This window comes from Myxococcaceae bacterium, from assembly GCA_016000045.1.
Classification (GTDB): Bacteria; Myxococcota; UBA727; order UBA727; family JABDBI01; genus AER2-1.
Map to the genome: position 1 here is coordinate 86,538 of JAECQY010000006.1, position 20,149 is coordinate 106,686.

Annotated in this window: 21 protein-coding genes; 17 read left to right on the top strand and 4 right to left on the bottom strand. The window is 47.0% G+C overall.

Annotated elements, in window-relative coordinates; all coding sequences use genetic code 11:
- The first annotated feature begins 13 nt into the window (after nucleotides 1-13).
- From I8H75_04525 to glmU, 5 genes are read left to right on the top strand one after another with little or no spacing between them, the layout of a single operon-like run.
- Entirely contained in the window at nucleotides 14-730 is a 717-nt protein-coding gene (locus I8H75_04525; protein ID MBH2006588.1) for a Stp1/IreP family PP2C-type Ser/Thr phosphatase, read from the top strand.
- A complete protein-coding gene (locus I8H75_04530) occupies nucleotides 723-1,286 on the top strand; it encodes a M23 family metallopeptidase (protein MBH2006589.1) in 564 nt (187 codons plus the stop codon). Before I8H75_04525 ends, I8H75_04530 begins: the two co-directional genes overlap by 8 nt.
- Nucleotides 1,287-2,150, top strand: coding sequence for a pantoate--beta-alanine ligase (locus I8H75_04535; GenBank protein ID MBH2006590.1), 864 nt, complete (start codon nucleotides 1,287-1,289; stop codon nucleotides 2,148-2,150).
- A 25-nt stretch (nucleotides 2,151-2,175) separates the two neighbouring features.
- Nucleotides 2,176-2,580, top strand: coding sequence for a hypothetical protein (locus I8H75_04540; protein ID MBH2006591.1), 405 nt, complete (start codon nucleotides 2,176-2,178; stop codon nucleotides 2,578-2,580).
- A gap of 36 nt (nucleotides 2,581-2,616) precedes the next feature.
- Nucleotides 2,617-3,918 (top strand): bifunctional UDP-N-acetylglucosamine diphosphorylase/glucosamine-1-phosphate N-acetyltransferase GlmU, encoded by a 1,302-nt coding sequence (gene glmU, locus I8H75_04545; protein ID MBH2006592.1) that lies wholly within the window; start codon nucleotides 2,617-2,619, stop codon nucleotides 3,916-3,918.
- On the opposite strand, the gene I8H75_04550 is transcribed toward glmU, so the two are convergent.
- The gene (locus tag I8H75_04550; GenBank protein MBH2006593.1) at nucleotides 3,915-4,406 is read right to left on the bottom strand and encodes a hypothetical protein; all 492 of its coding nucleotides are present in this window, start codon (nucleotides 4,404-4,406) and stop codon (nucleotides 3,915-3,917) included. The genes glmU and I8H75_04550 overlap by 4 nt on opposite strands.
- A 32-nt stretch (nucleotides 4,407-4,438) precedes the next feature.
- On the opposite strand from I8H75_04550, the gene I8H75_04555 reads away from it, so the two are divergent.
- The 4 genes from I8H75_04555 to I8H75_04570 are packed head-to-tail and all read left to right on the top strand — an operon-like array spanning nucleotide 4,439 to nucleotide 8,855.
- Nucleotides 4,439-6,106: a peptide ABC transporter substrate-binding protein gene (locus I8H75_04555; protein MBH2006594.1), complete on the top strand. Its 1,668-nt coding sequence runs from the start codon at nucleotides 4,439-4,441 to the stop codon at nucleotides 6,104-6,106.
- Nucleotide 6,107: 1 nt separating this feature from the next.
- Nucleotides 6,108-7,544 carry an ABC transporter permease gene (locus I8H75_04560; GenBank protein ID MBH2006595.1) on the top strand — a complete coding sequence of 479 codons (1,437 nt, stop codon included), beginning with the start codon at nucleotides 6,108-6,110 and terminating at the stop codon, nucleotides 7,542-7,544.
- A complete protein-coding gene (locus tag I8H75_04565) occupies nucleotides 7,541-8,443 on the top strand; it encodes an ABC transporter permease (GenBank protein MBH2006596.1) in 903 nt (300 codons plus the stop codon). Before I8H75_04560 ends, I8H75_04565 begins: the two co-directional genes overlap by 4 nt.
- 10 nt (nucleotides 8,444-8,453) lie before the next feature.
- Complete coding sequence (locus I8H75_04570) at nucleotides 8,454-8,855, top strand: hypothetical protein (protein MBH2006597.1); 402 nt, start codon at nucleotides 8,454-8,456, stop codon at nucleotides 8,853-8,855.
- Nucleotide 8,856: 1 nt separating this feature from the next.
- On the opposite strand, the gene I8H75_04575 is transcribed toward I8H75_04570, so the two are convergent.
- Together I8H75_04575 and I8H75_04580 are read right to left on the bottom strand one after the other, a co-directional pair.
- Nucleotides 8,857-9,414, bottom strand: coding sequence for a hypothetical protein (locus I8H75_04575; GenBank protein MBH2006598.1), 558 nt, complete (start codon nucleotides 9,412-9,414; stop codon nucleotides 8,857-8,859).
- A gap of 39 nt (nucleotides 9,415-9,453) precedes the next feature.
- Nucleotides 9,454-11,610 (bottom strand): bifunctional (p)ppGpp synthetase/guanosine-3',5'-bis(diphosphate) 3'-pyrophosphohydrolase, encoded by a 2,157-nt coding sequence (locus I8H75_04580; GenBank protein ID MBH2006599.1) that lies wholly within the window; start codon nucleotides 11,608-11,610, stop codon nucleotides 9,454-9,456.
- Nucleotides 11,611-11,752: 142 nt separating this feature from the next.
- Here I8H75_04580 and rpsP point away from each other — a divergent pair, with 142 nt between their 5' ends.
- The 6 genes from rpsP to I8H75_04610 are packed head-to-tail and all read left to right on the top strand — an operon-like array spanning nucleotide 11,753 to nucleotide 14,648.
- A complete protein-coding gene (rpsP, locus tag I8H75_04585) occupies nucleotides 11,753-12,004 on the top strand; it encodes a 30S ribosomal protein S16 (GenBank protein ID MBH2006600.1) in 252 nt (83 codons plus the stop codon).
- 15 nt (nucleotides 12,005-12,019) lie between these two features.
- Nucleotides 12,020-12,277, top strand: a complete 258-nt coding sequence (locus tag I8H75_04590; GenBank protein ID MBH2006601.1) for a KH domain-containing protein — start codon at nucleotides 12,020-12,022, stop codon at nucleotides 12,275-12,277.
- A complete protein-coding gene (gene rimM, locus I8H75_04595; GenBank protein ID MBH2006602.1) occupies nucleotides 12,258-12,749 on the top strand; it encodes a 16S rRNA processing protein RimM in 492 nt (163 codons plus the stop codon). Before I8H75_04590 ends, rimM begins: the two co-directional genes overlap by 20 nt.
- Nucleotides 12,739-13,383, top strand: coding sequence for a tRNA (guanosine(37)-N1)-methyltransferase TrmD (gene trmD / locus I8H75_04600; GenBank protein MBH2006603.1), 645 nt, complete (start codon nucleotides 12,739-12,741; stop codon nucleotides 13,381-13,383). The genes rimM and trmD overlap by 11 nt, the downstream gene beginning before the upstream one ends.
- A 48-nt stretch (nucleotides 13,384-13,431) precedes the next feature.
- Entirely contained in the window at nucleotides 13,432-14,211 is a 780-nt protein-coding gene (locus tag I8H75_04605) for a thymidylate synthase (protein MBH2006604.1), read from the top strand.
- On the top strand, nucleotides 14,208-14,648 hold the full coding sequence (locus I8H75_04610) for a dihydrofolate reductase (GenBank protein MBH2006605.1): 441 nt from the start codon (nucleotides 14,208-14,210) through the stop codon (nucleotides 14,646-14,648). The genes I8H75_04605 and I8H75_04610 overlap by 4 nt, the downstream gene beginning before the upstream one ends.
- Nucleotides 14,649-14,702: 54 nt before the next feature.
- Here the strand turns inward: I8H75_04610 and I8H75_04615 are convergent, their stop codons facing one another.
- Entirely contained in the window at nucleotides 14,703-16,787 is a 2,085-nt protein-coding gene (locus I8H75_04615; GenBank protein ID MBH2006606.1) for a sodium-translocating pyrophosphatase, read from the bottom strand.
- A 100-nt stretch (nucleotides 16,788-16,887) separates the two neighbouring features.
- Here I8H75_04615 and sctV point away from each other — a divergent pair, with 100 nt between their 5' ends.
- On the top strand, nucleotides 16,888-19,050 hold the full coding sequence (sctV, locus tag I8H75_04620; GenBank protein MBH2006607.1) for a type III secretion system export apparatus subunit SctV: 2,163 nt from the start codon (nucleotides 16,888-16,890) through the stop codon (nucleotides 19,048-19,050).
- 46 nt (nucleotides 19,051-19,096) lie between these two features.
- A complete protein-coding gene (locus I8H75_04625) occupies nucleotides 19,097-20,098 on the top strand; it encodes a SpoIID/LytB domain-containing protein (GenBank protein ID MBH2006608.1) in 1,002 nt (333 codons plus the stop codon).
- Nucleotides 20,099-20,149: the final 51 nt, after the last annotated feature.

The following is a 20,149-nucleotide window of genomic DNA, read 5'->3' on the forward strand; positions in this document are numbered from 1 at the left end:
TCAGGTTGGATTCGTGCAGCACTACGCAGTCAGTGACCGAGGATGCAGGCGAGAACGCAACGAGGATGCATTTTGGGTATCCGACCGGATACGCTGTTTTGTTGTAGCCGATGGGATGGGCGGGCACGCTGGTGGGCAACGTGCTTCTCGGTTGGCGGTCTCGATTATTGAAAAAGTGGTTCACGATCATTTAGACGAGGTTGAGCTCGAACAATATCCACAGCTTTTAGGGGATTCGATACGAACTGCTTCCAAGCAGATCTATCGGGAAAGCCAGGATAAAACAGAGCTTCGTGGGATGGGTACAACGGTAACGGCTTTGTTGCTGAAGAATGGGCGAGCAACGATTGCTCATGTGGGAGATAGCCGAGCCTATCTTATTCGCTCGGGAGAAATCCAGCAACTAACCGAAGATCATTCGTTGGTTCAAGAACAATGTCGAGCGGGTTTTCTGACGCCTGATCAAGCGAAATCAAGCCGTTATCGTAACATTATCACTCGTTCTGTAGGCTTTGAAGATGACGTGGACGTCGATATGACGTCTTTGGATGCCTTAGAAGGAGATGTCTTTCTTCTGTGTACCGATGGCCTGAATACTTTGGTAGAAGATGAGGAGATTCTTCAGGCGTTGCAAACAGTGGAGCCCCACAATGCTTCTCAACATCTGGTCGATCTGGCGAACAGTCGGGGTGGGCATGATAACACCACCATCGTCTTAGTTTATGTTTAAGTGGATTTTTGCCGGGATGATGCTTGGATTTTTACTGATCCAAAACGAGGGTTTACAACGTGAAAACCAGACCCTATCCAACCATAATAGGGCTCTTCAAGATTCTGACTGGGATCGAAGCACCCGTGAAATGCAGGCTTACCTCGATGAAATCGAGCAAATCTTTAAGCCCACGCCGAACGAATGGCCTGTTCTAGGTCCGATCTCCAGCGGCTTTGGGTTTCGCTTAGACCCGTTTTCGAATCAAGTCGCGATGCATTCCGGAGTTGATATCGTAGCGCCTCATGGAACCTCCGTGGCTGCTTCAGCACCGGGCCGAGTTGTGTTTTCGGGCGACGGCGGAGCCTTGGGGTACTTGATTGTTTTAGAGCATGCAAATTCGATCCGAAGCTTTTACGGTCATCTCTCCAATACGAGTGTTCGGCAAGGCGAATACGTTGCTCGCAAGCAAAAGATAGGTGAAGTTGGGAGTACCGGTAAGAGCACCGGCCCTCATCTTCATTATGCGATTCAAGAATTGGGAGTTTATCGAGATCCTATGGAGTACTTAGATTAGATGCAGGTCATTCGATGTTCTCAAGATATGCTTGATTGGCCGAGTTCTCTAAAAAGAGCGTTTGTGCCCACCATGGGAGCTCTTCATAACGGTCACTTAGCCCTCCTGCGTGAAGCACGTCAGGAATGTGAAGAAGTCGTTGTGTCCATTTTGGTGAATCCTTTGCAATTTGGTACCGACGAAGATTTTGCTTCTTATCCTCGTACGCTCGAACGTGACTTAGAGCTTTGTCATGAAGCCGGAGTGGATATTGTTTTTTGTCCTCTTGCTTCAGATATTTATCATCCGGCTTTTGACACTCGGATTTGCGGCGGTTGGTTGGCAAAGCAATATTGCGGAGTCAGTCGCCCTATTTTTTTTGAGGGTGTTTTGACGGTTGTGAATATCTTGTTCAATTTGGTTCGACCGAATCGAGCCTACTTTGGAGAAAAAGATTTTCAGCAGCTGTTCTTGATCCAAAAAATGGTTCGAGATCTTTGGATCCCCGTCCATATTGTTGGGGTTCCTGTTGTGCGAGAGTCAAACGGTTTGGCTCTGTCCTCTCGAAACGCTTACTTGACACGGGAACAAAGGCAAGAAGCGAGCTGTCTCTATCAAGCAATTTGCACCGTACGAGAATCGGTTCTGGAAGGTGAAAAAAGCATCGATACGCTTCGGAAAATAGCTCTTAAACAGATATCGCTTGAACTAGACTACTTGGAGTTTGTCAGCGAAATATCTCTGAAGCCGATCGAGGGCTTTGTTTCGGAGAATGTTCGGTTGTTGATTGCTGCTTACATTGGCAACAAGCCTCGGGTTCGATTAATCGATAATGGCATCGTGAGCGATTCCAATGCTTGCCAGTTAGGAAATCGGTCGCTATAGAAGGCTGAATAAATAGGAGTTTTCGATGAAAACAGGAAAAATATTCGCATCGGTTATTTCAATTGTCTTACTTTGGTTTTTCATGGATTTTGTTCTGCATGGAATATTGCTGGACTCACTTTACAAAGAAAGTGCTTCTGTGTGGCGCCCCATGGAAGAAATGAGTCACGCAGCTGGTTTTGCTGTTTCTGTGATTCAGGCTTTATTCTTTGTTCTCTTTAACCTTGCCGTATCCAAAGTGCAAAATTGGCGTTCAGGCCTTAGAATGGGTTTGGGAATTGGAGTTATCGTTGGAGTCTGCATGGCCAATTTCTACCTCTATCTTCCGATCCCGATTGCGTTAGCCCTTGGATGGATGTTCGGAAATGCGATCGAATACGGATTTGCAGGAATCCTGGTCGGTTTTTGGGAAGCTCGTTGTTCCAAGTAGTTGCAGGATGCAGAAACAAGGCGATATAATGCCCGGATGACAAAATTAGCCTGTGTGGTGTTGTGTGCGGGTCAAGGAACTCGGATGAAGAGTTCCCGCTCCAAAATGGTTCAGACTTGTTTAGAGAAACCGTTGTGCCGCTGGAGCTTGGATGTTGCATCCTCGCTGGACCCCGAACACTTATTGGCGGTTGTCGGTTTCCAACAAGAGCAGGTTCGGCTTGTTTTGCCGGATTCTGCACAGACAGTCGTGCAGTCTCAGCAGTTAGGAACGGGGCATGCGCTTCAACAGGCGTTTCGAGCTTTGGAAAAATCGTTCTCCGGCGCAGTCATGGTGTTGTACGGAGATACTCCTTTGATCCGGGCCGAGACACTTCGTCAGTTGCTCGACTCTTTGCAAGGCAATGAGATGGCCATGCTCACCTCATTCGTTCAAAATCCAAGGGGTTACGGTCGAATCATTCGCGACAATTCAGGCTTACTGTGCGGAGTGGTGGAAGAAAAAGAGGCCACGCTCGAGCAGCGAGCAATCGCTGAGATCAATTCGGGGATCTATGTGTTTCGAACAGATTTCCTGCTCAAGCACTTATTCAAACTGACAAACAACAATTATCAGCAAGAGTACTACCTAACGGATCTGGTTGCGTGTGCGGCCGGTTCGGTAGCCACCGTATTGGTTGATGAAGCCGAGACTTTAGGGGTGAATGATTACACGCAATTGGCCTATGCTGAGAGCGTCTTACGCCAACGGATCAATACCCACTGGATGCGCCAAGGGGTTCAAATGGTAGATCCTGTCTCTACTTATATTGGACCCGACGTGACCATTGAGCCGGATACGTTCATTGAGCCTGGGGTGCAGATTTCCGGAAAAACTCGAATTGAAACAGGCGCTCGGATTAAAGCCTATTCGGTGATAGAAGAATCGGAAATAGGAGCTGGTACTCAGGTAGGACCTTTTGCTCATCTTAGATCTGGAAGTCGGCTGGGGGAAAAATGCAAAATTGGTAACTTTGTTGAAACAAAAAAAGCGAGTTTCAAAAAAGGATCCAAAGTGAATCATTTAGCCTATATCGGAGACGCAGAAGTAGGTGAATTTTGCAATATTGGGGCGGGTACCATTACCTGCAATTACGATGGAACTCGAAAGCATTCGATCCAAGTTGAAGATGGCGTTTTTGTTGGATCCAACAGCACTTTGATAGCCCCAGTTAAGCTCGGAAAAGGAAGCTATGTTGGAGCAGGCAGTGTCGTGACACAAGACGTTCCAGCTCAGGCTTTGGCGCTGGGCCGTGCTCGGCAAGTCAACAAAGAAGGCCGAATGAAGAAAAATAATTAAAGGCCGCTGACGATCTCAAATCCGCTTGAAACCGAGCGGCCCTTCATCTTCAGCACCAAGCGGTTTACTTCGTTCACTGCCATCCATTTTTCTTCAGCTGGCATCGCGATCAGACTATGTTGGTTGTAGTAATAGTAGACGTTAAAGGTGTTTTCTTTTCGAACGATACTTTGGATGTGGTAGCGAAGATTGATTTCTTTGATGTGCGAATAGGTTTCATCCAGCTTTTTTTGAAGCTGAGAAAAATGATAATCATCCGATGGATCGGCGGTTCCGTTGGTTTCTAGGTAATCCGGTGCGACCATGGCCATAATCTCGGAGACCGAGCGATTGAGAATAGCGGTCTTGTAATTCTCCATAAATTCAGAAATGGCTCGATTTTGTTTGGTGTCAGGAATACTCGAGTTCGGGAGCAATCTTGGCTTGCAAGCGGACAAGAATGTGATGAGGACAACAGCCAAGACCCTCACGATCGTTTTTGTTGACATAGATAAATCTCCTCTACTATTCTGTATCCTTGATGTTTAAGATGAGCAACCCAGTTTTTGGGCTCTTGAGTGGGGTCTTTTGGTTCGCTTGTTCCCCCCAAGCAGTTCAGGTTGAATCTGGCCCTGTTCGGCCGGGAACCGTGATTATTGGTCTTTCACAGGAACCGGACTCGTTATTTGTTCCGTTTAAGGAGATGATGGTCTCAGAAGAGATCGTGCGAATTGGGAATTACACGTTGACCATTTTCAATGAGAATTGGGATCTGATTCCGTGGGCGGCTAAGGAGATACCAACGCTTGCCAATGGTGGTTTGCAGCTTTTTATCGAGAATGGTGCAAAAAAAATGCGAACCACTTGGAAGATTCGAGATGATTTTTTCTGGGCAGATGGCAAGCCGTTGGTGGCTGATGACTTTATTCTGAACTATGAAATTACACAGGATCCAACGCAAGAAGTCATCGATCGCACCAGCATCGAAGCCATTGAAAAGATGGAGCAAAAAGACCCTAAAACCTTGGTCATTACCTGGAAAGAGCACTACGCTTATTATCATAATTATCGAAATCACGAAGCGCTTCCAGCTCATATTATCGGGCCGATTTATCGAGCAAATCCAGAGAAGCTCAAACAACATGAATTTGGGCAGCAGCCTCTTCTTGCGGGTGCGTTTACGATTCATCAGTGGCTACCCGGAGAAACGATCAGGGCTCGTCGCAACCTTTTTGCCAAGGGTAAGCACCGTCCTAAGCTCGACGAAATCATTTGGCGCATCATTCCTCAGACGAACACGCTCGAATCGAATTTAGTGGCAGGAGATATCGATGCCATTTCTTCCGTGGGCTTGGATTTAGATCAGGCGCTTAACTTTCAAAAGCGCTTTGGGAAAGATTATCATTTTTACTTTACCCCAGGACTGCTTTGGGAGCACATCGATTTCAACTTGGACAACCCCATTCTACAGGATAAGCGTGTTCGACAAGCCTTGGCGTATGGAGCAAATCGAGCCAAAATTGCCGACTTGCTCTTTGCGGGTAAGCAGCCTGTGGCCCATGGAACAGAGCCCGAAAAGTCTCCATTTTATAATGCGGATGTACGAAAATACGCATACGATGTTTCGAGAGCGAATCAGCTTTTAGAGGAAGCCGGTTGGCTTTTAAGCAAGCCCAAAGAAATACGTCGAAAAAATGGAAAACCGCTCAAGCTTGTCTTGATGAGTACTTCGGGCAATAAATCGCGAGAGCGTGTTGAACAGTTGCTTCAAGCGGAATGGCGTAAAATTGGGGTAGAGATTGAGATTAAGAATCAACCTGCCAAGGTCTTCTTCTCAGAAACCGTTCATAAACGAAGGTTTCAACACATGGCGCTTTATTCCTGGGTGAAAGACCCTGTCAAACTATCGGATACTCTTTGGCGCTGCGATCATATTCCGAGAGAGTCCAACAGTTTTTTAGGCCAAAATATACCGGGATTTTGCGATGCAAAGGTGGATCAGCTTTTAAAATCAGCTTCGTTGGAGCTGAATGTGCTTAAGCGTATTCGTTTGGGTCAAGAATTAGAAGCGGTTTTAGCAGAAGAGCTTCCTGCCTTACCGCTCTATTTTCGAGTGGAAGTAACCATTACTAAAAAAGGCCTCAAAAATTGGAAACCAACCGGAATTTTGCAACCTGTCACTTGGAATGCCCACGAATGGAGTTGGTAGGGTGAAAGTCTTGGGAATTCGATTTTTGCAAATGGGGCTCATTCTTGCTGCGTTGAGCGTTTTTCTCTTTGTGTTGATGCTTAAAATGCCGGGAAATCCCGTTGATCTGCTGATCACCAGCAACCCTCGTATCAAAGCGGAAGATGTGATCCGACTCAAAAAGTTAAAAGGACTCGATCAGCCCTGGTATGTTCAGTACCTGCGTTGGATGTGGGGTTATTATGAACCCTTGAAAGCCCCAATGCTGGGTTCTACCTTGCCTCAAAATGCCCATGTGCTTTTTGGCGGCCAATTATCGGGGGGACGTGTTTGGTATGTCGTTAAAAATGAGTCGGGCCTTGAGTCTGTCGGCACGATTTGGAAAAAACAGCACCCTGTGAGCAAGGTTGGAGTTTTGCCCATACCCAGTCAAGTGATGGATGTTCCGAAGCATTTTACGCTTGATTTAAATCGTTTCGTGATGGGAGGGGACGAGAAATTGCACTTTGAGCTTATTCACGGCAGTCCAGGAATGCTTGATTCTTCGGGGGTTTACACTTGGCCAGAAAGAGGTCGAGGTCAAAAGGCAATCCAGTTCTCTGTGCGAAATAAAATAGGAGACCAAGCCTTCGGAGCTTTTTCCGTTGAACGCGATCCAATGCCGAATCTAAAAATTTTTAATCGAGGATTTATCTTTGTACTATTAGGAGATACACAGGCGATGGGTTTTTCAAATACCTACAAGCGACCTGTTTGGGAGCTCTTAAAAGGTCGAGTGGCGAATACCCTCGCGCTCATGATTCCGGCAATTTTGCTTTCGCTTTTGATTGCTTTGCCTCTTGGAATCTATACTGCGCGTCGGCAATACTCTTGGTCTGATTATGGACTCAATTTTTTGGCGTTTATTGGGATATCGTTGCCGGTATTTTGGTTCGGCATCTTGATTATGTATATTTTTGCTGAGCGTCTTCAATGGTTTCCTGCAGGAGGAATTTTAACTCCTGGAGTTGAAAAAGATGAACTTTGGAACCAACTGGTGAACCGTTTTTCGCATGCGGTTTTGCCTGTCTGTGTATTGTCTATCGCGTATGCAGGCAGATGGCTTCGTTACATGCGGGCATCGATGTTGGAAATTTTGCCTTCCGATTATATTCGAACCGCTCGCGCCAAAGGCTTAAGTGAAAACAAAGTGATTTTTAAGCATGCTCTTCGAAATGCTTTGATTCCCATTGTAACCTTGTTGGCCCTCTCGATCCCAGTTTTGTTTGGGGGAGCTGTGTTGACTGAGACGGTGTTTTCATGGCCTGGAATGGGGCGTTTGCAATACGATGCAATTTTAAATTCTGACTATTATGTTGCAATTGTTGTGTTTTTAATATCGGCTTTTTGGGTGATGGTTGGTAATCTGTTGGCCGATGGGTTGTATCGTTGGGTGGATCCTAGAATGAGAAATTCATGACAAAGACCCATCAACAGCTTATTTGGAAGCGCTTTCGGAATCATCAATTGGCTTTTTATGCCAGCATTGTGCTGTTGATACTCTGCATGCTTGCGCTGGCGGCAGGATGGATCGAAGCTCTTTTAGGGGTTTCACACGATATGGCCGATTTGTCCTTGATAAATTCTCCGGCAGGCTGGCCTCATTTGATGGGAACCAATGAATTGGGGCAGGATGTTTTTACACGGCTTCTTTTTGGAGGGCGAATTTCCCTCACAGTGGGCGTTTTATCTGCCCTGACATCGGCCTTGATAGGCGCGTTGATTGGCCTGCTTGCGGGTTTTTATGGCGGAGTATTGGATTCGGTCTTGATGCGATTCACCGATGCGATGCTTTCAATTCCGGTATTGCCGTTGATGATTGTCTTCTCAGCCATTGATTTGAAAATGATTTTTGGTAGCGAGAGCATGATGGATGGGAACTGGGCTTCGGTGCTTAAGCTCATTTTAATTATTGTTTTTTTTGGATGGATGACTGTCGCAAGGCTCGCACGCGCTGCTGCCATGCAACTCAAAACCCTGGAATTTGTGACGGCTGCTCGGTCGCTTGGAGCAACGGATATTCGACTTTTGTGGGTTCATATTTTGCCGAATTCCCTAGCGCCGATTATCGTGGCTGCGACCTTGGAAGTAGGCGGCAATATTTTGTATGAAGCGAGCTTAAGCTTTTTAGGGCTTGGGATCCAACCCCCTGTATCTTCCTGGGGGAACATGTTGAACAGCGCGATGGATTATATGAAAACAGATCCAAGCTTAGCGTTCTGGCCTGGTTTTTTTATTTTGATTACCGTCGCTTGCTTTAATTTTTTTGGTGATGGAATGCGAGACGCTCTTGACCCTCATCGGGTGATGAAGCATTAACATGAGCTATATGGTGAAGACTCTTAAAAGGTGGCTTAGACGCTATGGGCTGGCCGAAATATTTGCGATTCTGGGAGTGTATGCAGGCTACTTTTTGTCCGAGCATTTTGCGGATGTTCATTGGATAGCTGCCTATGCGGGTGCGATGGGAGAGAATGTTGGTTTTTATGGAACGCTGGTTGTTCAGCGTGTACGAGCCAAGGAAAATCTATGGCATATCTTGACAGAGTTTGGACCTGCTGAGATTTTAGACAGTCTGATTATCCGACCTCTTTCTCTTTTCGTTGGAGCAGAGATGATGGGGCCTATGGTAGGGCTCTTGGTAGGCAAACTGGCCGGAGATGTGGTGTTTTACATTCCTGTTGTTCTGACTCACGAGTGGATGAGAAAGTATCGATCGCAGCAAGATTAAGCTACTGGGATGGGCTTGCTGGATTTTCATCCAAAACGACTGCTTGTCCTGGGGTATTCACGGTGATTGCTGAAAAGTCTGTGACCGTTGTGTTGTCGCGCAAAGCAGCTTCTTCCGGGGATTCTTCGGCTGCGTTTTGCTGGGCTGTTGCTCCGAAACAAGCACTGCTCTCCAAGATTGCGTTCGCTGCTTTTTTGTGAACGGCTTTCAGTTTAGCTTGGTAAAGGGCCATATTCTCAAAGTCGTTGATTCGGGTGGCTTCTTGAAGTCTGTCGTAAGCGGTCTGAACCATTTGAGCCAATCGTTCGACTATTTCGATCTGGCGATTGACACAGGCTTTTTGATCCGCGAGAGCACCCGGACGCTCCGCGATTCGTTTCAGTTGAGCTAGCACTTGTTGTATTTCGCTCAGCGGTTTGGGGGTTTTGTTGGGCTGCGTTTCAGAAGACGAACCCGCTGCCTGGTTGCTTTTGAGTGCTTTTTTCCAAGCTTCGCTTAGTAAACCCTTGGAAAAGATAGGAGCGGAGAGCGCCAGAGTGAAGAGCAATAGAGATCGCATTTGACCAGTTTAGCAGATGCTCAGACTGAAAATCGAGCCTTATGGAGTGGAGGATCGCGATCGAGTCACAGAATGTACGCCGCGTATGGATTGCAGGCGTTTCAAGACACACTTGAGTTCTTCTAAATCTTGAACGCAGCATTTAAAAGTGTTGATCGCTTGACCGTTATCCATGGCTCGGCAATTCGCTTCCAAGATATTAATGTTCATTTTGCTAAAAGCCATAGATATGCTCGCCAGCATACCACCTCGATGATCTGTAATGATTCGAATGTAGATCGGTCGCGCTGTAAAGACTTGGTTGTTCCAAAAGACTTCGATTCGTCGGTTCTGGTCTAATTCATGAATTTTTTGGCAGTTGCTTCGGTGAATGGTAAGGCCACGTCCGCGCGTTACAAAACCGATCACGGGGTCATCTTTGATGGGCATGCAGCATCGAGCGTAATGAACGAGAATGTGCTCAATACCTTCGACTTTAATCCCTGTTGTGGCTTTTTTGGAAAATCGGTCTATCAATCTTCCCAGGGTGCTCTTGGGTTCATCGGGCCTAATTTGCCCCAGCTGTTCAGAAGGAAATATTTTTTGGATAATATTCCGGGGTTCCAGTTTGCCATAACCCAAAGCGCTGAGTCCATCTTGACTCAAAAAATCTTGAAGCCCTTCATGCTGAGCCCATTTTTGAAGGCTAGTGCCATATCGACGAAATTCTTTTTCTAGTAGTTCACGTCCAATGGCTTCGCTTTTTTCGCGTTCCTGCTGTTTGAGAAGATTGCGAATTTTCGTTCGGGCTTTCGAGGTTTTGACGTAATCCAACCAAGAGCGATTGGGGAGTTGATTTTTATGCGTGATAATTTCGCAGGTATCTCCACTTTGGAGTACCTGTCTTAAAGGAGCCATTTGATTGTTGACTCGAGCCGAGACGCAATGCATTCCCAGATCGGAATGAATCGCAAAAGCAAAGTCTAGAATGGTTGCATTCTGAGGGAGCTCAATCACATCGCCCTTGGGCGTAAAAACATAAACTTCCTCGGAAAATAGGTCAACCTTGACCGAATCTAAAAACTCATTCGGATCTTTGAGTTCACGTTGCCAGCTCATGAGTTGCGTTAACCAGGAGAATCCACGATCCGCTGCATCCGTCGCTAACACCGGTTGGCTGAAATTTTCTTTGTATTTCCAATGAGCAGCGATGCCGGATTCCGCAACTTGATGCATCTCAAAAGTTCGAATCTGCACTTCAATGCGATCTCCCTTAGAGCCAATCAGAGTTGTATGAAGGCTTCGATAGCCATTAGGCTTTGGCATGGCGATGTAGTCTTTGAATTTTCCGGGTACCGGCTTCCAAATGGTGTGCACCGCTCCCAGGGCTTCGTAGCATTGGCTGATGGAATCGACTGAAATCCGAAACGCGATCAGATCGTGAATGTCTTCAAAATTCAAACATTTATCGACCATTTTGCGATAGGTTGACCACAGGTGTTTAGGTCTTCCAGAAATCTCAAAGTGCTGGATTCCTGAACCGCTCATGGCTCGATGGATATCGGTTAAAATCTCTTCAATGAATCTCGATCGTTCGCGCTTCGTCTTTCCGATTTTTTCTTTGAGTTCTTGGTAATTCAGAGGTTTTAGGTATTTGAAGCTGAGGTCTTCGAGTTCGACTTTAATCCAGCCAATGCCAAGACGATTCGCAAGCGGAGCGTAAATCTCTAAGGTCTCTTCCGCAATCAGCTCTTGTTTTTCGGGCTTCATGTATTGAAGCGTGCGCATGTTGTGCAGTCGATCGGCTAGCTTGACCAATAGAACCCGAATATCTTTGGACATCGCTACCAACATTTTCCGGAAGTTTTCGGCCATTTTTTCTTCGGTGCTTTTAAATTGCACTTGAGATAGCTTGGTGACGCCATCGACCAAATGAGCAATGTCTTTTCCAAAAAGGGTCTGAATTTCTTCGAGAGTAGCCAGGGTATCTTCCACCGTATCATGGAGCAAACCCGTGCAAATGCTAGCTTCATCGAGCTTGAGCTCTGCCAGGATTTTGGCGACTTCCATCGGGTGGCTTAAGTAGGGCTCTCCGCTTTTTCGAACTTGGCCTGCGTGCACTTTGGCAGAGTAGACGTAGGCTTTTTGAATCAGGTCCAAATCAGCGGTTGGGTGATAATTTTTTATCATTTCGAAAATATCACTCAAACGAATCATGAGACTCTTAAGTTACCACGTTATTGGCGATTATCATACCGAATCTCGGATCTTGGGTGTTTGGCAGGCACTCAAAATGATAGGCTCCATTGACAAAACCCTCTCTTTGAGGTCTTATCGAGCATCTAGGAGTTTTTTGAACATGGTTGTTATTCGACTTTCTCGTCGTGGGGCTAAGAATCGTCCGTTTTATGGTGTCATGGTGGCTGATCATCGTATGCCGCGCGATGGCCGCTTTATTGAGCAAGTTGGATACTACGATCCCAGAGCTGAAAAGGCTCCTATCAGTCTCAAAATGGATCGGATTGAACACTGGCAGAAATTGGGAGCAAAACCTTCTGACACAGTTGGGAACCTGATTAAGCGTTTTCGAGCCATCCAGCCTGCTGCTTAAACTGTGAAAGAACTTGTGCATTATCTCGTAACTTCTTTGGTGGAACACCCAGAAGAAGTTCAGATAGAAGAAAAGCAGTCAGAACAAGATACGACCTATGCTATTCATGTTTCCCGCGCTGATTTAGGGAAGGTCATTGGCAAAAAAGGCCGAACAGCAAAAGCCATGCGCATTTTGATTTCTGCTTTTGCTGCGCATCAAAATCGTGTGATTGGCTTAGAGATAGTGGAGCCTCCTGTTGAGCAAAAATCCGATGAATCCGTTGCCGCCTGATTGGGTCTGTCTAGGAAAAGTCGGACGAGCTCACGGTATTGAAGGGGCTCTTATTTGCCGCCTCTTTCATCCAGATGGGGAAGTTCTTCGACCCGGCATCGAGCTTGCTTTGGTGCAAAGGGAAGTTCGTTACTTGAGTATTGAACAGATTCTACCGGGAGCTCGTGTGCGTCTGCGGTCGATTGACACTCGCACTCAGGCAGAGCAGCTGGTCAACTCTGAAATATGGGTTCGTCGGACGGATTTTCCCGATTTAGCTCAAGATGAGATTTACTTGGCAGATCTCGTGGGATTTTCAGCCTTGAATCTCGAAGGAAAGATCTTGGGTGTTGTCTCGGGATTTAGCGATAATCGCGCGCAAACCCTTGTGGAATTGAATGGTAGCTTTTTGGTGCCTTTCGTAAAGCCAATTCTGTGTTCAGTGGATGAAAAAACGCGGACCATTTTTTTAGATTATTCGGATGAAGTTTAGTTTAGTCGCGCTATTTCCAGAATCAACGCGTTCGATTTTGAACTCTTCCATGATAGCTCGGGCTCAACGGCAAGGTTTAGTCGATGTTGAAGAAGTTCCAATCCGAGATTTTGCCAAAGACAAGCATAAAACGGTTGATGATGCTCCTTGCGGGGGCGGAGCAGGTCAGATTTTGCGTGTGGACGTTGTTGTTTCGGCTTTACGTTCCGTGTTACAAGAAGGCACATCGACACGCATTATCTTAACGGATCCTGCTGGGAAGCAATTTAAGCAAGCCGACGCAAAACGCCTGGCTTCCTATGAGCACTTGGTGTTTGTTTGTGGGCGCTACGAAGGAATTGATGCTCGTATTCAGCATTATGTGGATGAGTCCTTGTCTATTGGAGACTACGTGCTGACTGGGGGAGAGCTTGCTGCTTTAGTCATGATCGATGCCACGCTTCGGCATATTCCAGGTGTCTTGGGAAATCCAGAATCGCTCTTGGAAGAATCGCATACCGAAGGCATTGCGAAAGAATACCCTCAGTATACCAAGCCGATTGAGTTTGAAGAACATCGAGTGCCTGAGGTTTTGCTGTCTGGAAATCATGCATTGATTCAGGCATTTCGATCGGATCGCAGTCACAGCGAGTAGACTTCGCACCTGTTTGAATAGGTGTGCGTTTCATGGCAACAAGAATGCATGCAAGCGTATTTGGATTTCCTTCAGCACATTCTTTTGAACGGCCAAACCAAAGAGGATCGAACTGGAGTCGGAACACGCAGTGTGTTCGGTTATCAAATGCGTTTCGATTTGAGCCTTGGGTTTCCTTTGGTCACGACCAAGCAAGTTCATGCGAAGTCAATCGTTCATGAGCTTCTTTGGTTTTTAAAGGGCGAGACCAATATTGCTTACTTGCAAGATAACGGTATCCGAATTTGGAACGAATGGGCGGATAGCCACGGAAATCTGGGGCCTATTTACGGTCATCAATGGCGGAATTTTGGAGGCGTAGATCAGATTGCCTGGCTGATTCATGAAATTAAGACCAATCCCAATTCGAGAAGGCTTATTGTTTCTTCTTGGAATCCTCCCGATTTGCCCAAAATGGCCTTAGCGCCTTGTCACACGCTTTTTCAGTTTTACGTTTGCGAGGGCAAGCTTTCTTGCCAGCTTTATCAACGAAGCGGCGATGCTTTCTTAGGGGTTCCATTTAACATTGCATCTTATGCATTGTTGACGCATTTGGTTGCTCAAGTTTGCGATCTTCAGGTTGGAGAGTATATTCATACCTTTGGAGATGCGCATATTTACTCCAATCATTTCGAGCCAGTGCAGATCCAATTAGCTCGAGCGCCATTGCCGTTGCCTGCATTGAAGCTCAATGCCGCAGTGAAAGATATTTTTGCTTTTCAGTTTGAAGATATCGAAATCCTAAGCTATCAGCATCATCCACGGCTATCGGCTCCGGTAGCGATATGAAAAAAATCACTCTCATTGCTGCGATGGATAAAAACCGCGTCATCGGTTTTCAAGGAAGTCTTCCTTGGCGATTGATGTCCGAACTTCAGCACTTTAAAGAAAAAACACTGGGTAAGCCTGTGATCATGGGCCGAAAAACCTTTGAATCTTTAGGGGGAAAGACTCTGGTTGGCCGAGAGATTCGGGTGGTATCCCATCGGGGTTTGTCCTTAGAAGCTGCGCTTCAATCTAAGTGTGAAGCACCTGAGCTGATGATTGCTGGAGGAGGAGAAATATTTCGAGCTGCTTTGCCGTTTGCAACCCATATGATCTTATCAACGGTTGAGGGAGAATACCCTGGAGACGTTTTCTTTCCTGATTTTTTAGCTTCGGAATGGAATCTCGATCGGGAAGAGCCACGAGAAGGTTTTTGTGTGAGATATTATTCCCGCAGATAAAACCCTCCGGGACTCTTGTTAACCCGAAAGAGAAAAATTTTGCCAATGCTTGTGCTAGCCGAGTTTCGCAACTGCCGCTAAGAGCAAAAGAGCCACAATATTGGCGATCTTGATCATTGGATTAATCGCAGGTCCTGCTGTGTCTTTATACGGATCGCCTACGGTATCGCCGGTAACGGCCGCTTTGTGAGCTTCCGATCCTTTGCCTCCGAAGAAACCTTCTTCAATGTACTTCTTAGCGTTATCCCATGCGCCTCCACCGGAAGTCATGGAAAGCCCAACAAAGAGTCCTGTGACCACAAGCCCCAAGAGCATTGAGCCCAGGGTGACTAGCGCTTCGCGCTGACCGACAGCACCCCACATGGCAAAGAACACCAGAACCGGAGCGACAACCGGCAGCAAGCTTGGCAAGATCATTTCATGAATGGCTTTTTTGGTCAAAATATCGACTGCTTTACCGTAATCCGGTTTTCCAGTTCCATCCATGATGCCTGGGATTTCTTTAAACTGTCGACGGACTTCCAGAACAACCGACTGGGCAGCTCGACCAACTGCCATCATGCTCATCGCACCAAACAAGTAAGGCAGCAGACCGCCTAAGAACAGGCCAATCATGACATAAGCATCTTCCAGCGAAAACGAAAGTGTGTGCTGAGGAAAGTAATAGCGAGCATCTTCAATAAATGCTGCAAATAGAACCAACGAAGCAAAACCCGCCGAACCAATCGCATAGCCTTTGGTCACCGCTTTGGTGGTGTTTCCAACCGCGTCCAAAGCATCCGTCGTTTTTCGGACTTCCGGAGGCATGTTGGACATTTCGGCAATTCCGCCTGCGTTATCAGTGACTGGACCGTAGGCATCGAGAGCGACAATCATTCCGGCAACTGCGAGCATGGTGGTGGCTGCTATGGCGATACCGAATAATCCAGCGTTTTGATAAGAAACCAAAATACCTGCGCAAATCACAAGAGCGGGCAGGGCAGTTGCTTCCATGGAAACGGCAATCCCTTGAATGATGTTCGTACCGTGGCCGGTGACCGAGCTTTCAGCAATGCTTCGAACTGGGCGATAGTTCGTCATCGTGTAGTATTCGGTAATGCGCATGATAAGCCCGGTGACAACCAAACCGGTCAAGCAGCAATAGAACAAATTGAGCCCGGTGAAAGTGCCATGAGTGGTTGTCAAAACAGTATCCAGGCCTAACCAGCACTGGCAGATGAGAGCGATGGCAATCGCTGAGGTGACTGCGGTCACTGCGAAGCCTTTGTAGAGGGCACCCATGATGTTTTGAGAACGACCAAGTTTGACAAAAAAGGTTCCTAAAATGGAGGTTAACAAGCAAGCGCCGCCGATGATCATGGGGAAAGCCATCATCCATTCCATTTGGTCGCCGCTAAAGTAAGTTCCCGCCAACAACATCGTTCCTACCAAAGTCACCACATAGGTTTCAAAGAGATCCGCTGCCATACCCGCGCAGTCTCCCACGTTGTCTCCCACGTTGTCTGCGATGACCGCTGGGTTTCGAGGGTCATCTTCTGGAATTCCTGCTTCTACTTTCCCCACCATATCGGCTCCGACGTCTGCACCTTTGGTGAAGATTCCTCCGCCTAGTCGAGCAAAAATAGAGATTAAAGAAGCGCCAAAGCTCAAAGCGACCAAAGCCTCTAAAAGTGTACGGGTTTCAAGCTCGTAGGAGCGCAGGACCATGTAGTATCCCGTGATTCCTAGAATTCCCAGGGCAACGACCAGCAAGCCGGTAATGGCTCCCGATTTAAAAGCAATATCCAAAGCCGGTTGCAGGCCTTTTCGCGCTGCTTCGGCGGTTCGGACATTGGCCCGCACAGACAAATTCATGCCGACGTAACCAGCAATGCCCGATAAAATAGCACCTATTAAAAATCCAATACCAGCATAAAGACCTAACAGGGCGTAGATGGCAATGAATAGGATCGATCCAATCAGAGCAATCATTTGATATTGACGATTGAGATAAGCTTTTGCGCCTTCTTGAATGGCGAGGGCAATTTTTTGCATGGCTTCATTGCCCATGGGAGCCGCAAGAATCGATCGAACCATCAACAAGGCGTAAAAGACGGCAAGCGCCCCGCAGCCCAAAACCAGGGTATAGGTATTCATCATAGTGGCTGATGATTAATCATTTTAGCTAATGGCTGTCAAGTAAAGCTAATTTTAATTTGGATTCGAATAACTAGCTCCTGGATTGTGTTATTTTTTCGACATGGGTAACTTGATAGACCTTCTGCTTCAGGGCAATCTTGGTGAGCTCTTTAAGCGCTACTCGGATATCTGTTTAGCATTTTTAGTCGTGACGGTCATGACCCTGCTCATTGTGCCTGTTCCAACTTTTCTCATCGATTTGCTCATCTGCACCAATATTTCTATTGCCTTAACCATGCTTTTGGTGGCTCTCTATGTTTCCGATGCGCTGCATTTGTCTTCGTTTCCAACGATTTTGCTCGTAACAACTTTATTTCGTTTAGGGATTAACGTCGCAACCGCGCGACGCATTCTGCTCGATGCGGATGCAGGAACGGTGATTACGGCTTTTGGTGAGTTTACGGTGCAAGGGAACTTCATCGTGGGTGTCGTGATGTTTCTTTTATTGATGCTGATCAATATGCTGGTGATTGCCAAAGGCTCGGAACGTGTCGCAGAAGTGGCCGCACGATTCACCTTAGACGCTATGCCTGGCAAGCAAATGAGCATTGACGCGGATTTGCGAAACGGTTCGATTGATCTGGATACAGCGCGTAAAAAACGCATGGATCTGGGCCGAGAGAGTCAACTTTTCGGCGCCATGGACGGTGCCATGAAGTTTGTGAAAGGAGACGTTATTGCCGGGATTATTATCTTCATTCTGAATATCGTCGCAGGCATGAGCGTTGGTGTCCTGCAAAAGGGCATGACGGTGAATGAAGCCATCGAAACCTACTCGATTCTTTCCATTGGTGATGGACTGGTGAGCATTATACCCGCTTTGCTTATGTCGGTGTGCGCAGGCTTAATTGTGACACGCGTCAACTCTGGCGCCGAAGATTCCAATTTGGGTCAAGATATTGCGAATCAAGTTTTGGCTCAGCCCAAGGCCTTTGCCATTGCTTCTGCGTTTATTACCCTGGTTGGGCAAGTGCCCGGTTTGCCTCGTATTCCGTTCACGATTATAGGGCTTACGGTCGGTGGGATTGCGTACGCGCTATTTCGTGCACAGCAGCCTTCTTACGCGGGGGCTGTGGGTGCATCCATGGCAGATATGGAGCAAATTGTCTCCAAACGGGAGCAAAAGCTTGAAAAAGAGAAGAAAACAGCTTTGCAAAAAGCGAAGGCGCAAGAAGGCAATACCGCCAAAATGATGCCCGTTGTGACTCCCATTTCCCTGGAAGTCGCATCCGATCTGGTTCCGTTGGTCGATGACAGCTCAAACTTTTTGGCCGAGTTGATTCCCACGATGCGGGATGGTTTGTTTTACGAGCTAGGGATTCGATTTCCTGGAATCCGGGTACGCGGGAGCGATGCTTCCAGTGGGCCGGGGACTTATGTGGTTGCTATCAATGAGATCCCGGTAGCTGTGAATACGGTCGATTCCAGGATGTGCTTGGTCAATGATACACCCGATCGATTGAAACTGTTGGGAATCCAAGCAACGATAGCGGTGAACCCAGCTAATGGAGTGCCTTGTTCCTGGATGCCGAACGCTAAACAGGCATTGGCAGAACAGGCGGGTCTGACAACCTGGGACGCGGCGAGTTACATGGTCCTTCACCTTTCAGCTTCACTTCGAAAGCAAGCCGCTGATTTCGTTGGCATCCAAGAAGTTCAAAATATGCTGGACCAATTGGAACAAGCTTTCCCGGCTTTGGTGAAAGAAGTCATCCCCAAGGCGGTGAATCTATTTCAATTAACAGAGATTTTGAAGCGCCTGGTGGAAGAAGAAATCTCCATTCGAGATTTGAAAACCATCTTGCAGGCTTTGGCTGAATGGGGGCCTCACGAAAGCGATCCCGTACTCCTAACCGAGCAAGTAAGAATTTCGATGAAGCGTTATATGAGTCATAAGTTTACCGGAGGGCAACACACACTGGTTGTCTATCTGTTGGAGCCACAGCTGGAAGAAACGGTGAGTGCCGGAATTCAACATGGCTCTGCTGGAGGTTATTTGGCATTGGAACCCGAAGTCACAAACGATATCTTGACAGCCATTCGAAAAGAGATTTCAAATTTGCCTGCCACCGCGCAGCAACCCGTCATTTTGACTCCTCAAGAAATCCGGCGGTATTTTAGAAAATTGGTTGAGATTGAATTTCCGCATCTGGCGGTATTGAGTTATCAAGAATTGAGCTCGGATATCAATATTCAACCGATTGCTCGGATTGGCCTGGGCTAGAGACGATTGCCAAGTTGGGTATCTTGAACTAGATTGGGTGGAAACCATGAAATATTTTGTACTCACGCTGCTTTTCGCTGGGTCTTTGTTCGCAGAGCCGGAAGTTCGGATTATGATTGAATCTTCAGCCAAACTTCTGAAGATTGGTAGCGATACATTGACTCCTGGCAAAACAGGAATCGTTTTGAATGGAAAAGAAAGAGGTACTTACTCCCACAAGATAGAAGGTGAGCTTCTTTCCTATCAAGGACGGCAATTTAGAAATCATTTGGAAGTCAGGCAATCCAACCATAAACTGACACTGACGCATACTTTGCCGATGGAAGCTTATATCACAGGCGTTATTTCCAGCGAACTCCCAAACTCTTGGCCGCTGGAAGTTTTGAAAGCTCAGGCAATTGCAGCTCGAACTTATGCGATTTGGCAGATGTATCGCAAAGAGCATTTGGAATCGAGTGTTCTTGACCAGGTTTATCACGGTGTGCACCGCGAACACGCATTGGCCAAGCAGGCCGTGGAAGAGACTGCTGGCCAGGTACTCACGTACGACTCGAAGCCGGCGCATACTTATTTTCATGCTTGTTGTGGAGGGCATACGGCGAGTTCGTTGGAGGTATTTGGAAGCGACGAGTCTTATTTGCAGGGTGTGGAATGCCGCTATTGTCGCTCGGCTCCTACTTTTCGTTGGTCCTATTCTCTTTCGCGCTCAGAGTTGGACAAAAAGCTTGGATCAAAAATCAAAGATCTGCAAGCTTTCGGTGAGACCCAATCGGGTCGCATCAAAAGCTTTCGCTTTAAAAGCAAGCCTCAATTGCCAGATATGAAAGGAACTGATTTTCGCAGAGCGATTGGTTATAACGCGTTGCGCTCAACGCTTATTACCAAAACTTCGTTTGGATGGAGGCAGGCCGAATTCAAAGGGCGTGGCCATGGCCATGGAGTGGGGATGTGCCAATGGGGCGCTTTGGGGATGGCCAAGTTGGGAAAAGAGGCCAAAGAGATTCTTGAGCTTTATTATCCAGGTACGGAAGTCCGAAAGCTATATTAGCGGGGTTAGCTAGAGACACATGCGATGAGCTCTTGAAACAATTGTGGGCGA

Bases quoted from the DNA above. Each gene is read 5' to 3' on its own strand.
- rimM (MBH2006602.1), top strand. From the start codon at position 12,258: ATGAATCCGTTGCCGCCTGATTGGGTCTGTCTAGGAAAAGTCGGACGA.
- I8H75_04570 (MBH2006597.1), top strand. From the start codon at position 8,454: ATGGTGAAGACTCTTAAAAGGTGGCTTAGACGCTATGGGCTGGCCGAA.
- I8H75_04615 (MBH2006606.1), bottom strand. From the start codon at position 16,787: ATGATGAATACCTATACCCTGGTTTTGGGCTGCGGGGCGCTTGCCGTC.
- I8H75_04575 (MBH2006598.1), bottom strand. From the start codon at position 9,414: ATGCGATCTCTATTGCTCTTCACTCTGGCGCTCTCCGCTCCTATCTTT.
- sctV (MBH2006607.1), top strand. From the start codon at position 16,888: ATGGGTAACTTGATAGACCTTCTGCTTCAGGGCAATCTTGGTGAGCTC.
- I8H75_04580 (MBH2006599.1), bottom strand. From the start codon at position 11,610: ATGATTCGTTTGAGTGATATTTTCGAAATGATAAAAAATTATCACCCA.
- rpsP (MBH2006600.1), top strand. From the start codon at position 11,753: ATGGTTGTTATTCGACTTTCTCGTCGTGGGGCTAAGAATCGTCCGTTT.
- I8H75_04605 (MBH2006604.1), top strand. From the start codon at position 13,432: ATGCAAGCGTATTTGGATTTCCTTCAGCACATTCTTTTGAACGGCCAA.
- I8H75_04610 (MBH2006605.1), top strand. From the start codon at position 14,208: ATGAAAAAAATCACTCTCATTGCTGCGATGGATAAAAACCGCGTCATC.
- I8H75_04565 (MBH2006596.1), top strand. From the start codon at position 7,541: ATGACAAAGACCCATCAACAGCTTATTTGGAAGCGCTTTCGGAATCAT.
- trmD (MBH2006603.1), top strand. From the start codon at position 12,739: ATGAAGTTTAGTTTAGTCGCGCTATTTCCAGAATCAACGCGTTCGATT.
- I8H75_04555 (MBH2006594.1), top strand. From the start codon at position 4,439: ATGTTTAAGATGAGCAACCCAGTTTTTGGGCTCTTGAGTGGGGTCTTT.
- glmU (MBH2006592.1), top strand. From the start codon at position 2,617: ATGACAAAATTAGCCTGTGTGGTGTTGTGTGCGGGTCAAGGAACTCGG.
- I8H75_04550 (MBH2006593.1), bottom strand. From the start codon at position 4,406: ATGTCAACAAAAACGATCGTGAGGGTCTTGGCTGTTGTCCTCATCACA.
- I8H75_04530 (MBH2006589.1), top strand. From the start codon at position 723: ATGTTTAAGTGGATTTTTGCCGGGATGATGCTTGGATTTTTACTGATC.
- I8H75_04625 (MBH2006608.1), top strand. From the start codon at position 19,097: ATGAAATATTTTGTACTCACGCTGCTTTTCGCTGGGTCTTTGTTCGCA.
- I8H75_04535 (MBH2006590.1), top strand. From the start codon at position 1,287: ATGCAGGTCATTCGATGTTCTCAAGATATGCTTGATTGGCCGAGTTCT.
- I8H75_04540 (MBH2006591.1), top strand. From the start codon at position 2,176: ATGAAAACAGGAAAAATATTCGCATCGGTTATTTCAATTGTCTTACTT.